The 13,548-nt window shown below is 59.4% G+C and carries 12 protein-coding genes; 7 read left to right on the top strand and 5 right to left on the bottom strand.

Annotated elements, in window-relative coordinates; all coding sequences use genetic code 11:
* Window positions 1–193 precede the first annotated feature (193 nt).
* Entirely contained in the window at window positions 194–985 is a 792-nt protein-coding gene (locus C5F71_RS24390) for a MipA/OmpV family protein (protein WP_104912164.1), read from the top strand.
* A gap of 214 nt (window positions 986–1,199) precedes the next feature.
* On the opposite strand, the gene C5F71_RS24380 is transcribed toward C5F71_RS24390, so the two are convergent.
* From C5F71_RS24380 to C5F71_RS24370, 3 genes are all read right to left on the bottom strand, one after another.
* A complete protein-coding gene (locus C5F71_RS24380) occupies window positions 1,200–2,483 on the bottom strand; it encodes an ATP-binding protein (RefSeq protein WP_104912162.1) in 1,284 nt (427 codons plus the stop codon).
* A gap of 4 nt (window positions 2,484–2,487) precedes the next feature.
* Window positions 2,488–3,195, bottom strand: coding sequence for a winged helix-turn-helix domain-containing protein (locus tag C5F71_RS24375; protein ID WP_029294841.1), 708 nt, complete (start codon window positions 3,193–3,195; stop codon window positions 2,488–2,490).
* Window positions 3,196–3,344: 149 nt separating this feature from the next.
* Window positions 3,345–3,947 (bottom strand): tRNA-(ms[2]io[6]A)-hydroxylase, encoded by a 603-nt coding sequence (locus C5F71_RS24370; protein ID WP_029294839.1) that lies wholly within the window; start codon window positions 3,945–3,947, stop codon window positions 3,345–3,347.
* 157 nt (window positions 3,948–4,104) lie between these two features.
* Between C5F71_RS24370 and C5F71_RS24365 the strand changes: the two genes are divergently transcribed.
* Window positions 4,105–4,968, top strand: a complete 864-nt coding sequence (locus tag C5F71_RS24365) for a universal stress protein (protein ID WP_104912161.1) — start codon at window positions 4,105–4,107, stop codon at window positions 4,966–4,968.
* 381 nt (window positions 4,969–5,349) lie between these two features.
* On the opposite strand, the gene C5F71_RS24360 is transcribed toward C5F71_RS24365, so the two are convergent.
* Window positions 5,350–5,820: a DUF1289 domain-containing protein gene (locus C5F71_RS24360; RefSeq protein ID WP_029294834.1), complete on the bottom strand. Its 471-nt coding sequence runs from the start codon at window positions 5,818–5,820 to the stop codon at window positions 5,350–5,352.
* A 395-nt stretch (window positions 5,821–6,215) separates the two neighbouring features.
* Between C5F71_RS24360 and acnB the strand changes: the two genes are divergently transcribed.
* Window positions 6,216–8,825 carry a bifunctional aconitate hydratase 2/2-methylisocitrate dehydratase gene (gene acnB / locus C5F71_RS24355; protein WP_029294832.1) on the top strand — a complete coding sequence of 870 codons (2,610 nt, stop codon included), beginning with the start codon at window positions 6,216–6,218 and terminating at the stop codon, window positions 8,823–8,825.
* A gap of 392 nt (window positions 8,826–9,217) precedes the next feature.
* On the opposite strand, the gene C5F71_RS24350 is transcribed toward acnB, so the two are convergent.
* On the bottom strand, window positions 9,218–10,495 hold the full coding sequence (locus tag C5F71_RS24350) for an HAAAP family serine/threonine permease (RefSeq protein WP_070995931.1): 1,278 nt from the start codon (window positions 10,493–10,495) through the stop codon (window positions 9,218–9,220).
* Window positions 10,496–10,837: 342 nt separating this feature from the next.
* Here C5F71_RS24350 and C5F71_RS24345 point away from each other — a divergent pair, with 342 nt between their 5' ends.
* The 4 genes from C5F71_RS24345 to C5F71_RS24330 all read left to right on the top strand — a co-directional run bounded on the left by C5F71_RS24345 (window position 10,838) and on the right by C5F71_RS24330 (window position 13,426).
* Window positions 10,838–11,050, top strand: coding sequence for a hypothetical protein (locus tag C5F71_RS24345; RefSeq protein WP_092235817.1), 213 nt, complete (start codon window positions 10,838–10,840; stop codon window positions 11,048–11,050).
* A 285-nt stretch (window positions 11,051–11,335) separates the two neighbouring features.
* Window positions 11,336–11,830: a DUF4822 domain-containing protein gene (locus tag C5F71_RS24340; RefSeq protein WP_104912160.1), complete on the top strand. Its 495-nt coding sequence runs from the start codon at window positions 11,336–11,338 to the stop codon at window positions 11,828–11,830.
* 63 nt (window positions 11,831–11,893) lie between these two features.
* Window positions 11,894–12,325, top strand: coding sequence for a hypothetical protein (locus tag C5F71_RS24335; protein WP_104912159.1), 432 nt, complete (start codon window positions 11,894–11,896; stop codon window positions 12,323–12,325).
* Between the two features lie 147 nt (window positions 12,326–12,472).
* Complete coding sequence (locus tag C5F71_RS24330) at window positions 12,473–13,426, top strand: 2-hydroxyacid dehydrogenase (RefSeq protein WP_029294822.1); 954 nt, start codon at window positions 12,473–12,475, stop codon at window positions 13,424–13,426.
* The last annotated feature ends 122 nt before the right edge of the window (window positions 13,427–13,548 follow it).

The following is a 13,548-nucleotide window of genomic DNA, read 5'->3' as shown; positions in this document are numbered from 1 at the left end:
TGCAGCCGATGGTAGGTGGCAGGTGGCCAGTGAGCCCTTGATTGAAATCAAGTCTGGGGGCGGTGCGGCGTTTGGGCGCTGGGCAGGCAGCCCCGGCTTAACAGTCTTTGACAGTTTCCCGACAAAGCTGTCAAAGACCCCTGCCCACGCCGTCCCTAGGATTCGAGCCTCCCATGGAACGACGAAGGCCATCATGCGTTCAAGAACGATCTACCTCGCTGCCACCTCTGTGTGCCTGCTCACCTGCACCCAACTGTCAGTCGCCACCGACTGGCAATACAGCCTGCAAGCCGGGGCGGCCAACCTGCCGCGCTACAGCGGCAGCAATGAACGGATGACTGCGCCCCTGCTGGGCGTAAACGTCGTCAGCCCATGGGGGATTTTTCTCGATACCAACAAGGGGTTGGGCTGGGGTTATGAAGATGACCAGTTGAGCTTCAGCGCCTATGTCGGCGCCAGCACCGCGCGCAAGGACCAGAAGAAAAGTACCCACCTGGGTTCCGACCGGCTCAAGGGCATGGGCGACATCAAGTCGCGGCCACAGTTTGGGGTGAGTGCCAGCTATACCCTGGGCAGCGCGATCCTGGGCGCGACCCTGGAACATGCCTTGGCGCAAGACGATAAAAAAGACAGCGGCAAGGCCTTCACCTCATTGGAGTTGAGCATCGGCACCAACCTGTATGACGGCGACTACGGCACCGTGGACGCCAGCCTCAACAGCCGCCTTGGCGATAGCAACTATGTACAGACGTGGTATGGCGTGACCAGCGGCCAAGCCCAGCGCAGCCGCTTTCGCGCGTATGACGCCAAGGGCGGGATGGTCAGCCGGGGGCTGAACCTCGATTGGAGCGTGCCCCTTGGCGAGCACACCACATTCTCGACCTTGCTGGATGTGCAGTACTTGTCGGGTGACGCGGGTAAAAGCCCGATTGTGGAGCGCAGGATGCAGACTTCGGTGATGGGCGTGCTGAACTACACCTTTTGAAGGAGCGGATGGCTGGGGAGAGTGCGCAGTTGTGGCGAGCGGGCTTGCCCCGCGCTGGGCTGCGGAGCAGCCCCAAACCCAGCCACCGCCGTATATCTGAAGAAACGCGGCGGACTTATTGGGGCTGCTTCGCAGCCCAGCGCGGGGCAAGCCCGCTCGCCACAACAGCCCGCTCGCCACAACAGCCCGTTTGCCACAATCGGCCGGTCGGCATCTACAGATCGGCGTAGGCCCAAGTCATGCGAAACGACGCCCCGCCCCACTGCGAGTCCAGCACCTGCACCTGCCCGCCATGCCACTGGCTGACCCGCTGGACCAACGCCAGGCCCAGGCCAAAGCCGCCGGTGCGGCGGTCGCGGCTGGCGTCCAGGCGCGTAAACGGCTGGAAGATTCTCTCGCGGCCGTCCTCGGGTACGCCGGGGCCGTCATCGCAGACGCGTACCTCATAGCCACTGCCGAATTTGACCAACGACACCTCCACCCGATGCTCGGCGTAACGAATGGCATTGCGCAGCAGGTTAATCACGGCGCGCGCCATAAACCGTGGCTCGATCTGGATGAACTCCACTTCACAGGTGCGCAGTGACAACTGCACGCCTTCCGCTTCCGCTTCCAGGGCGACGCTGCCGATCACACTGTCGAGCCAGCTTTGGGCCTCGATGTTCTCGCGGGTGACTTGGGTGGCGCCACGCTCCAGGCTGGCGTAGGTCAACAGCTCGGAAACCATGTCTTCCAGCTCGCCAAGGTCGGCGTACATGTCGCCAATCAGCGCGCGGCTCTGGCGCGGGTCCGCTTCCTGCTTGAGTTGATCGAGCTCAAACGACAAGCGCGCAATCGGTGTGCGCAATTCATGGGACACCGCGTTGGTCAGCTCACGCTGGTTGGCGATCAAGTGCTCGATGCGCTCGGCCATCTGGTTGAAGTGCCCGGCCAACTCACGCACGGTGGAGCGACGCGGCAACAGGATGCGCGAGCCCAGGTCATTGTCACCAAAACGCTGGGCCGCCAGGCGGATGTGCTCAAGGTCACGCCAGTGCGGGCGCACCCAGAAATACAGGACGATGGCCAGGCACAAGCCCAACAAGCTGTAGGCCCACAGATACAGCCAGCGTGGTTCCACCGGCAGCTTGACCTCAAGCAACTGCGCGCCGCCGTCGATTTCAGTGATGAACTCCATGAAATCGCCGCGCACCACCAACTTGCCATCAGCCAGCAACTGTTGCTCGCGGGGGTCAAGGCCGGCTGCGTCGCGGTCAATAAACCCCAGGCGCAAGCCATAGTGCTCTTGCAGCTCGGCCAGCCGCGCCTCGCGGGCCGGCCCGGGCGGCAACGGACGCAACTGCTCCACCAGGCCGTAGGCCGGGCCGCGCATGGCTTCACGGTTGTAGGTTTCGTTGGCTTCGGGCAGCAATTCGTCGAAGGTGTAGTTCACCAGCCAGATCGCCCCCGCCAACCCCAGGGCCAGGATGATGTACAGGCGCAGAAACAGGCGCAGCATCTGGCTAGACCTCCCAGGCAAACGGATTGAACAGGTAGCCCTTGCCCCAGATGGTCTTGATGCACACGGGTTCTCGGGGGTTGTCGTTGAGTTTGCTGCGCAGCTTGCTGATATACACATCGACACTGCGGTTGAGCCCATCAAAGGCAATCCCGCGCATACGGTTAAGGATATCGTCGCGCGAGAGGATCTTCCCCGCGCTGCTGGCCAGCAACCACAGCAGCTCGAACTCCATGGTGGTCAGGTCGATCTTCTCATCACCCAGGCTCACGCCCCGGCAACTGCGGTCAATCGCCAGTTGGCCGAACGCCAGCGAGCCGCGCACCGTCGGCTCCGGCAGATGACGGCGCTGCAAGGCGCGGAGGCGTGCCAGCAGTACCGGCGGCTTGATCGGTTTGATCACGTAGTCATCGGCGCCGGATTCCAGGCCGAGGATATGGTCCAGGTCATCCTCCTTGGCGGTGAGGATCACGATGGGTGTGTCGGACACATTGCGGATCTCGCGGCACACATGCAGGCCACTCTGGCCCGGCAGCATCAGGTCGAGCACGACGATCTTCGGCTTGAAGGCCAGGAACGCCGCCAAGGCTTCATCGCCCCGGTGCACCACGCGCACGTCAAAGCCATGCTGTGCCAGGAAATGCTCGATCAGCCCTGCCAGCTTCTCATCGTCCTCAACGAGCAAGACCTTGCCCAGACCCAAGTTTTCCATAAGTTTCCACTGCGCGCGCCGATTGAAGTGCGCGCATTATAGTGGGCAACCGCACTCCACAAGCGCATGCAGAGCCCCTTACAGCGGGGCTTCGACGCAAACTTCATGTTTTTAAGAGTTTTTTACAAATAGCCCGCAGTCTTTCACGATCAGGCCGGTACGCCGCTGTGGAAACGGAACTCGACGTCCGGCGATTCGATCAACTCCTGCTCGGCGGCGCGGACCCGCTCGATTACCTGGGCAACGTCCTTGGCATCACCATACTGATAGGCCAGCTTCAGATAACCCTGAAAATGCCGCGCCTCGCTTTTCAGCAGGCCAAAGTAGAACTTGCCGAGTTCTTCGTCCAAATGTGGCACCAGTGCTTCGAAACGCTCGCAACTGCGCGCTTCGATAAAAGCGCCCACCACCAGGGTGTCCACCAGCTTGACCGGTTCGTGACTGCGCACCACCTTGCGTAGACCCGAGGCATAGCGGCTGGCATGCAACTGGCGCAGCTCGATCTTGCGCTTTTTCATCAGGCGCATGACTTGCTCATGGTGCACCAGTTCTTCGCGGGCCAGGCGCGACATCATGTTGATCAGGTCGACATGGGAGTGGTACTTGGCAATCAGGCTCAGGGCGGTGCTGGCGGCCTTGAACTCGCAGTTCTTGTGGTCGATCAGCAGGGTTTCCTGGTCGGCCAGTGCGGCCTGGACCCAGGCATCGGGGGTGCGGCAACCGAGGAATTCATGGATTTCGGGCAGGTTCATCGGGCTCACGGGCAAAGGATCACAAAAGGCCGCCGATTATACCGACCCCGCTGCAGACCACCAGTCACGGGCCTTGATGTGCATCAACATGCCCTACGGCGGGCAACAACTATAGTTGTTCCAAGTCCTGCCCTTTTCCCCCTTGGAGATTCCGCTCATGAACGAAATTGGCAAAATCCTCGTGATCATCGAGCCCGAACACTCGGAGAGCCTGGCCCTCAAGCGCGCCAAGCTGATCGCCAAGGCGACCGGCGCACACCTGCATTTGCTGGTATGCGATAAAAAACATGAGCATTCGGCATTGTTGAGCCTGCTGAAGGAACAACTGTTGGCAGACGGCTACAGCGTCAGCACCGAGCAGGCCTGGAACAACAATCGGCACGAAACCATCATCGCCGTGCAGCAAGCCGAAGGGTGTGCACTGGTGATCAAGCAGCACTACCCCGACAGCCCGTTGAAAAGGGCCCTGCTGACGCCGGATGACTGGAAGCTGCTGCGCTTGTGCCCGGCGGCAGTGCTGTTGGTCAAGACCGCGACCCCGTGGACCGACGGGGTGATCCTGGCGGCCGTCGACGTGGGCAACGAAGACAACGAGCATAACGCCCTGCACGCCGCCATTGTCGGTCATGGTTTTGACATTGCCAGCCTGGCCAAGGGCCAATTGCATGTGATCAGCGCCCATCCGTCGCCCATGCTGTCGGCCGCTGATCCGGTGTTCCAACTCAAAGAAACCATCGAAGCCCGCTATCGCGAGCAGTGCAAGGCGTTCCAGGCCAAATTCGACATCGACGACAGCCACATGCATATCGAAGAAGGCCCGGCCGATGTACTGATTCCCCATGCCGCCCATAAATTGCGCGCGGCGGTCACAATCATTGGCACCGTGGCGCGTACCGGGATTTCCGGGGCGCTGATCGGCAACACGGCGGAAGTGGTGCTGGATGCGCTGGAGAGCGATGTGCTGGTACTCAACCCCCAGAGCATCATCGATCACCTGGAGAAACCGGCCAACAAGCGCTGATACCCATCCCGCGGCCAATGAAAATCAATTGGAGCTGGTTTGCCTGCGATGGCCATCGGTATCTACACAACTTTGCCGCAACACCTAAATCCAGGCAGATAGCGCAGTTGTGGCGAGCGGGCTTGTCCCGCGCTGGGCTGCGAAGCAGCCCCAATAAGCCGAATGCGTTGTACCAGATACACCGCAGCGGCTGGTTTTGGGGCTGCTTCGCAGCCCAGCGCGGGCGATGCGGCGTTCCGACAAGCCCGCTCGCCACGGGGGAGTTCGTCAGTTTCTGAAAGTTGTGTAGATACCTATGCTGCGATGGCAGTCAGTTGATACATCTCTGCCTGAACGGGCGCCATCGCGGGCAAGCCCGCTCCCACATTTTGATCGGTGTCGTCAGCCAGAAAGCGCATCCTTGAGGAACCCAGGGGCGATGTAGCGCTGGTAATGCGCCTCGGACAAGATAAAAAATTCCCGATCAATGGCATCGCGCAGTTCCGGCAGGTTCCAGTCGCGAAACTCCGGCATCAGCACCATCCCATAGGCTTCCAGGTTGTTGATCACCCGCGCGCCCCGGGCGATCAACTGGTAAGCCCAGCAGTATTCGGATTGGTGCGGCACAAAGCGGATTTTGCGCTGCTCCAACTGCCAACGCAGCTGCTTGGGATCGAAAACCTCCAGTTTGCCCGCCATCACCTGCACCAGCAGTTGCTCAAGCCGCAGCCATACGGCACGTTTTTCTTCCTCGCCGTAGCCGTTCCACTGGATCACTTCGTGGTGGAAACGCTTGCAGCCCCGGCACACGAGATCGCCGTAAACCGTGGAGCACAGGCCGATGCAAGGGGTCTTGATGGTTTGGTTGGACATGGGTGGCAGCGCACAAATCAGCGAAACAGTGGCCCATGTTAGCCCTTTGTCTAAGGTTCATCACCCTGCAAACTTGCTGCGGCAACTTACCTTTAGAAAATTTTTGCCGTAGAATCATCCGGCCTTGTAAGGCGCCAAATAATCCGTTGGAAGCTGTTTTCAAAGCGTCACGAGCACAGTCGTTCCTTCAGAACGGTGTTGGCGCTGGTTGTTTAACCTTTAAATAACCAGCACCAACCCTCATCAGCTCCGTTCTGCAGGCGTAAAACTTTGAAAGCAGCTTCTGTGAGAAATGCCGGCAGCGCTGGCTCTACGGCCCAAAAAGCCCTCGAGCGCATGCGTGCCGTGCATGTCTGGATGAGCGTCCCGTGGGACCACTGATGAGGGTAATAACTGTGCTTGAAGCCTACCGCAAACATATCGAAGAGCGTGCAGCCCTGGGTATCGTTCCCCAGCCGCTAAACGCCGAACAAACCGCAGGCCTGGTCGAGCTGCTGAAAAATCCCCCGGCTGGCGAAGAAGAGTTCCTCGTTGACCTGATCACCAACCGCATTCCACCAGGCGTTGACGAAGCTGCCTACGTCAAGGCCGGTTTCCTGTCTGCCCTGGCCAAGGGCGAAGTTTCTTCTCCCCTGATCGACAAAAAGCGCGCTGTTGAACTGCTCGGCACCATGCAAGGCGGCTACAACATCGTGACCCTGGTCGAGCTGTTGGACGACGCCGAACTGGCCGCCGTTGCAGCTGCCCAGCTCAAGCACACCCTGCTGATGTTCGATGCTTTCCACGACGTCGCGGAAAAAGCCAAGAACGGCAACCAGCACGCCAAGGAAGTGATCCAGTCCTGGGCCGACGGCGAGTGGTTCAAGAACCGCCCGACCCTGGCCGACAAGATCAGCCTGCGCGTATTCAAGGTCACCGGCGAAACCAACACCGACGACCTGTCCCCTGCTCCCGATGCCTGGTCCCGTCCTGACATCCCGCTGCACGCCCTGGCCATGCTGAAAATGGCCCGTGAAGGCATCGTGCCGGACGAGCAAGGCAAGACCGGCCCGATGAAGCAGATCGAAGAAATGCGCGGCCAGGGCTTCCCGATCGCCTACGTCGGTGACGTGGTCGGTACCGGTTCGTCCCGTAAGTCGGCAACCAACTCGGTACTGTGGTTCTTCGGCGACGACGTTCCCTACGTGCCGAACAAGCGCGCTGGCGGTTTCTGCTTCGGCAGCAAGATCGCTCCAATCTTCTACAACACCATGGAAGATGCCGGCGCACTGCCAATCGAATTCGACGTTACCAACATGCACATGGGCGACGTGATCGACCTGTACCCGCATGCTGGCAAAGTCTGCAAACACGGCACCGATGAAGTCCTGACCACCTTCGAAATGAAGACCCCGGTCCTGTTGGACGAAGTACGTGCCGGCGGCCGTATCCCACTGATCATCGGCCGTGGCCTGACCGACAAGGCCCGCGCCGAGCTGGGCCTGGGCCCTACCGACCTGTTCAAGCTGCCTGAAGCACCTGTCGACACTGGCAAGGGTTTCACCCTGGCCCAGAAGATGGTCGGCAAGGCCTGTGGCCTGCCAGAAGGCAAAGGCGTTCGTCCAGGTACGTACTGCGAACCGAAGATGACCACCGTCGGTTCCCAGGACACCACCGGTCCTATGACCCGTGACGAACTCAAAGACCTGGCGTGCCTGGGCTTCTCCACCGATCTGGTGATGCAGTCCTTCTGCCACACCGCGGCCTATCCAAAGCCGATCGACGTGACCACCCACCACACCCTGCCTGACTTCATCATGACCCGTGGCGGTGTATCGCTGCGTCCAGGCGACGGCATCATCCACAGCTGGCTGAACCGCATGCTGCTGCCGGACACCGTAGGTACCGGTGGTGACTCCCACACCCGTTTCCCGATGGGCATCTCGTTCCCGGCCGGTTCTGGCCTGGTCGCGTTCGCCGCAGCCACTGGCGTAATGCCACTGGACATGCCGGAATCGATCCTGGTGCGCTTCAAAGGCAAAATGAAACCTGGCATCACCCTGCGTGACCTGGTTCATGCCATTCCTTACTACGCGATCCAGTCCGGCCTGCTGACCGTTGAGAAAAAAGGCAAGAAAAACGCCTTCTCTGGTCGCATCCTGGAAATCGAAGGCCTGAACGACCTGACGCTGGAGCAGGCTTTCGAGCTGTCCGACGCCTCGGCCGAACGTTCGGCTGCCGGTTGCACCATTAAGCTGTCGAAAGACTCCGTCACCGAGTACCTGAACTCCAACATCACCCTGCTGCGCTGGATGATCGGTGAAGGCTACGGTGATGCGCGTACCCTGGAACGTCGTGCCCAAGCGATGGAAGCCTGGGTTGCCAACCCTGAGCTGATGGAAGCCGATGCCGACGCCGAATACGCCGAAGTCATCGAGATCGACCTGGCCGAAATCAACGAGCCAATCCTCTGCGCGCCGAACGACCCGGATGACGCCCGTCTGCTGTCCAGCGTTGCTGGCGAGAAGATCGACGAAGTGTTCATCGGTTCGTGCATGACCAACATCGGTCACTTCCGCGCTGCCGGCAAGTTGCTGGAGCAGGTCAAGGGCCAACTGCCAACCCGTCTGTGGCTGTCGCCGCCGACCAAGATGGACGCTCACCAACTGACCGAAGAAGGCTACTACGGCATCTACGGCAAGGCTGGCGCGCGCATGGAAATGCCGGGCTGCTCGCTGTGCATGGGTAACCAGGCACGTGTAGAGCCGAACTCCACCGTAGTGTCGACTTCGACCCGTAACTTCCCGAACCGTCTGGGTGATGGCGCGAACGTCTACCTGGCCTCGGCTGAGCTGGCGGCAGTCGCTTCCACGCTGGGTCGCCTGCCGACCGTCGAAGAGTACATGGGCTACGCGGCCAAACTGGACACCATGGCCAGTGATGTCTACCGCTACCTGAACTTCGACCAGATCGCCGAGTTCCGTAAAATCGCTGCAAGTGCCAACATTCCGGTGGTTCAAGCCTAAGGTCTGCTGACACAAAAAACGCCGCGTATCGCAAGGTACGCGGCGTTTTTTTATGCCTGGAGAAATGTGGGGCTGTTGTGGCCTCATCGCGGGCAAGCCCGCTCCCACAGGGGATCGCGGCGAGGCTGGGAATTTTGGACATGCCACAAAACAAATGTGGGAGCTGGCTTGCCTGCGATAGCGGTGGGTCAATCACCTATGCGTCTAACTGACCCACCGCTGGGGATCGCGGCGAGGCAGGGAATTTTGGACATGCCACAAAACGAATGTGGGAGCTGGCTTGCCTGCGATAGCGGTGGGTCAATCACCTATACGTCTAACTGACCCACTGCTATCGCGGGCAAGCCCGCTCCCACACAAAACTACCTTTTAGCGCTGTACAGCCTTGGGCCTTAGGCCAACAGGGAGTACACCACCGCTGTGATCGCCACCAGACCTACCGCCGTAACAAACACATTGGACGCCTGCCCACGGTATTTGGCCATGGCTGGTACCTTGCGAATCGCGTACATCGGCATCAGGAACAGGATCGAGGCGATGATCGGCCCACCCAGGGCCTCAATCATTCCCAGGATGCTTGGGTTCAGGGTGGCCACGATCCAGCACACCACCAGCATGAAGCCCGCAGTCATGCGGTCCAGGGCCTTGGCACCCGGGCGGCGGCCGCTCTTGACGATCAGGCCCTTGAGGCCTTCGCTGGCGCCGATGTAGTGGCCCAGGAACGACTTGGCAATTGCCACGAACGCAATCAATGGCGCCGCAAAGGCGATGGTCGGGTTATCGAAGTGGTTGGCCAGGTAGGACAGGATCGACAGGTTCTGCGCCTTGGCTTCGGCCAGTTGGCCTGGCGACAAGGTCAGCACGCAGCTGAATACGAAGAACATCACCATCGCCACCATCAACAGGTGGGCGCGGGACAGGATCTGCGAGCTGCGCTCTTCGGCGTGGGCGCCGTACTGGCGTTTCTGGTCAACGGCGAAGGCCGAGATGATCGGCGAGTGGTTGAACGAGAACACCATCACCGGAATCGCCAGCCACATCGTATGCAGCAGCGCCGACGGTGCCGGCACAGTGCTGGCGGTGCTGAGGATGCCGCCGTTCCAGTGCGGCACCAGGTACACCGCCAGAAACAGCAAGGCGACAATAAACGGATACACCATCAGGCTCATGGCCTTGACGATCACCTGTTCGCCGCAACGCACCACGCCCAGCAGGCCCAGGATCAGCACAAACGACAACAGCGCCCGTGGCGGCGGCTCAATGTGCAGTTGGTGCGACATGAAGCTGCCAACCGTATTGGTCAACGCCACGCTGTAGATCAGCAGGATCGGGAAGATCGCGAAGAAGTACAGCAAGGTGATCAACGCCCCGGCCTTGATGCCGAAGTGTTCTTCAACCACCTCGGTGATGTCCGAGCCTGCACGGCCCGACAATACAAAGCGCGTCAGGCCACGGTGCGCGTAGTAGGTCATCGGGAACGCCAGCAGCGCGAGGATCAGCAACGGCCAGAAGCCGCCCAGGCCAGCGTTGATGGGTAGAAACAAAGTACCGGCGCCAATCGCCGTGCCGAACAGGCCAAGCATCCAGGTCGTGTCCTGGCGGCTCCAGCCCGTGAGGCTTACAGGTGTCGTTGCGTAGCGTTCATCGACGCTATTGGCCTGATCATTCATCCGCTCGGTTCTCCGCTTTCATACGATCGCGACGAGTCAGAAAAACCTGACAGGCAGCGCCACGACCGTAACAGGGGCGCGATTGTCCGGGATTCGCCTGCATAAGCAAAGACTTAGCTGACGAATGCAGAGCCTGCAAAAAAGTCGCGCCGACAACTTCAGCCTCTGAGGCGGCCCCTCCAGCACCCATATGCAGCCCGCCTGAAGACTGCTCCCGATGCGTATTTGTATGTCGTGGTTTGTTCTTTCGGGAACGCGGTGCACCAGCACCACCACACAACGCTGCGCGCTATAAAAGGCGTGTCACGTCCACAACCTTCCCTCTTAATTGGAGAACTCAAAATGACTTCAATTGCTTCAAGCAATCAGAACTTCTTCTTCGATGCTGGCCTGCTGACGGACACCATCAGCCAATTCGTCGCATTACACCAACCCGACCAACAGCCCAAGCCTGAGCACCCACAAACTGACCCCAACACCTTCAGCTTCAATGGGGCCGAGTTTCAGGCGCACAAACCACGCAACTCCCTGATTCCCTTTCCAAGAATAGGCTGAGTCTCATCAAGTGACGTCGCGGCGCGTCAGCCCGCGGCGCACTTCCCGGCTTAAACATGAGTCATATCAAAAAGCCAAATCCCAGGAAACGACAACTTAACTTTAGGAGATCTCCTACACACAACTAAGCAACAAACCAAACATCAACTTTTTAACATCACTGAATTTGTTACAAACATATACTTAAGTATTGATAGACATTCTCAGCAGACCTATATTCCTCCACTACTGCTTCCAAGCAGTGCATCGCCGGCAGCACCCTCAACTCCATACAGGAATAATTCAATGAAAAAATACAATTGTATATTTACCGGGCTTTTTCTTGTGACCCTGCTCACCCCACTCGCCAGCCAAGCGCAACCGACAATCGCCGATATCCGCGCATTCGCTTCGTCCCCTCAGTGGCTGACCACCAAAGTTTATATAGAAGGTACCCCCCAGGTTGACGTCAAGGACAAGTACCCAGGCGTAGTAGGCATATCCATGTGGGACCCCGAGCGCAATCGCTACGAGTTCTTCTACGCCGACACCGGGTTGTCAAAATATGATAATGGCGGTGGCGGGTACTTCCTTGTTACGGGCGACAAAAAGACTCATATCCTGATCCCTGACAAAGGCCCGACCAGAACAGTGGTCAGGCGACTCGAGGCCCTGAATAACGAAGAGTTCACCTATTCGCGGGAGGTGCCGCGCGACATGGTCGAGAGCAACGAGAAAGTCCGCATCTATGTGGTTCACGCGCCTTACAAAGGCCCCATAAAAACCACCACATCCCACTGAACACTCTTCACCCATTGAATGCACTTTCCAACAACTTCCGAAAACAACAAAAAGACCCCATTTATGAAAACCCAACTCAAGTCACTCTTAATATCCACAGTAGGGGTTTGTGCTCTACTTATCGGCTGCGCCAATGCACAACCCACAGCCACCCCGGCCGCAAGCGCACCTGTTGCTACAAAAGACAATGCAATCATGCTGACGGTATTTCTAAAGCATGATCAATCGCGACCATTAAGCGAACTAAGAGCGCAACTCGCCAAGCAGGAGTTCTATAAAGTCTTCCCACCGGAGGGGGTAGAGGTCGTCAGTTGGAACATCACCATGGGTATCGGACAAGTCATCGTCCTGCGCCTGCCCGCCTCTCGCCTGTCGGCGGTCAACCTGGCATTGGAAAACACCGCATGGGGCCCCTACCGGACCGAGTTTTTCCCTACCTATGATTTCAAGGACATCGCCCAGGCGGAACAGAACAAGGTGAGGCAAGCCCAGTAGCACCGGAATCGATGCACAGCGTCTTCAGGCGCTGTCATCCCCCATCTCAAGAGCTCCCATCAAATAAAGATCTTCCACCCGCTGGCATTTCGTACTTAAAAAATGCCGCATAATCCCGGTCTCAAACCCCACAACAAGAGCTGCCCCATGTCCGCCACTGTTCTGGTCCTGGTTGAAACCATCAACGAATACCTGCACATCATCGAGAGCAATGACTTTCATGTGATCCTCGCGCCGACGCCCGCCGAACGCGCCCAGGCCATCAAGGCCCATGGCACGCAGATCAAGGCCGTGCTGACCCGTGGCCCTTTGGGGTTGCATGCCGAGGAAATCGCCGCCCTGCCGCTGCTGGAAATCATTTGCGTGATCGGCGCTGGCTATGAGCAGGTCGACCTGCAGGCTGCGAGCAACCGGGGCATCGTCGTCACCAACGGTGCCGGCGTGAACGCCCCTTCGGTGGCGGACCACGCCATGGCGCTGCTGCTGTCACTGGTACGTGACATCCCCCGCGCCGACGCAGCGGTACGGCGCAGTGAATGGCCGAAGGTCATGCGCCCCTCCCTTTCGGGCAAGCAACTGGGGATCCTGGGCCTGGGCGCGGTCGGCATGGCGATCGCCCAGCGCGCGGCGCTGGGTTTTGACATGCAGATCAGTTACCACAGCCGCCAGCCCCGCAGCGATGTGGACTACACCTACTGCGCCACACCGGTAGAACTGGCGCGCAACTCGGACTTTCTGGTGATTGCCACGCCCGGCGGGCCGGGCACCCGTCACTTGATCGACCGTCAGGCGCTGGACGCCCTCGGGCCCCACGGTTTTTTGGTGAACATTGCCCGCGGCAGCGTGATTGTCACCGCCGACCTCATCAACGCCCTGGAACAACGACGCATCGGCGGCGCGGCGCTGGATGTGTTCGATGACGAGCCCAACGTGCCAGACGGCCTCAAGCGCCTCAACAACACAGTCCTCACCCCGCATGTGGCCGGGCTGTCGCCGGAAGCGGCCCATGACACCGTGCAACGGGTGGCGGACAATCTGGTGGAGTACTTCGCCGGGCGCCCGGTACTCACGCCAGTCGCCTTGCCGGCGCCCGAAAAGTGACCGATCAGGCACGCTGATTATCATCCAACACGCTAACCTATTAAGCCGTGCCAGCCTTGTGGCGGGTCGGCTGTGCGCATTAGATTAGCCAATAGTCCAAGGCCTCAAGAATAAGCAGAAGG

This window comes from Pseudomonas sp. LG1D9 (assembly GCF_002949995.1).
In the GTDB taxonomy this organism is placed as follows: domain Bacteria; phylum Pseudomonadota; class Gammaproteobacteria; order Pseudomonadales; family Pseudomonadaceae; genus Aquipseudomonas; species Aquipseudomonas proteolytica.
Note: the sequence above shows the minus strand (reverse complement) of the source record. Positions and strands in the feature narration are given on the sequence as shown.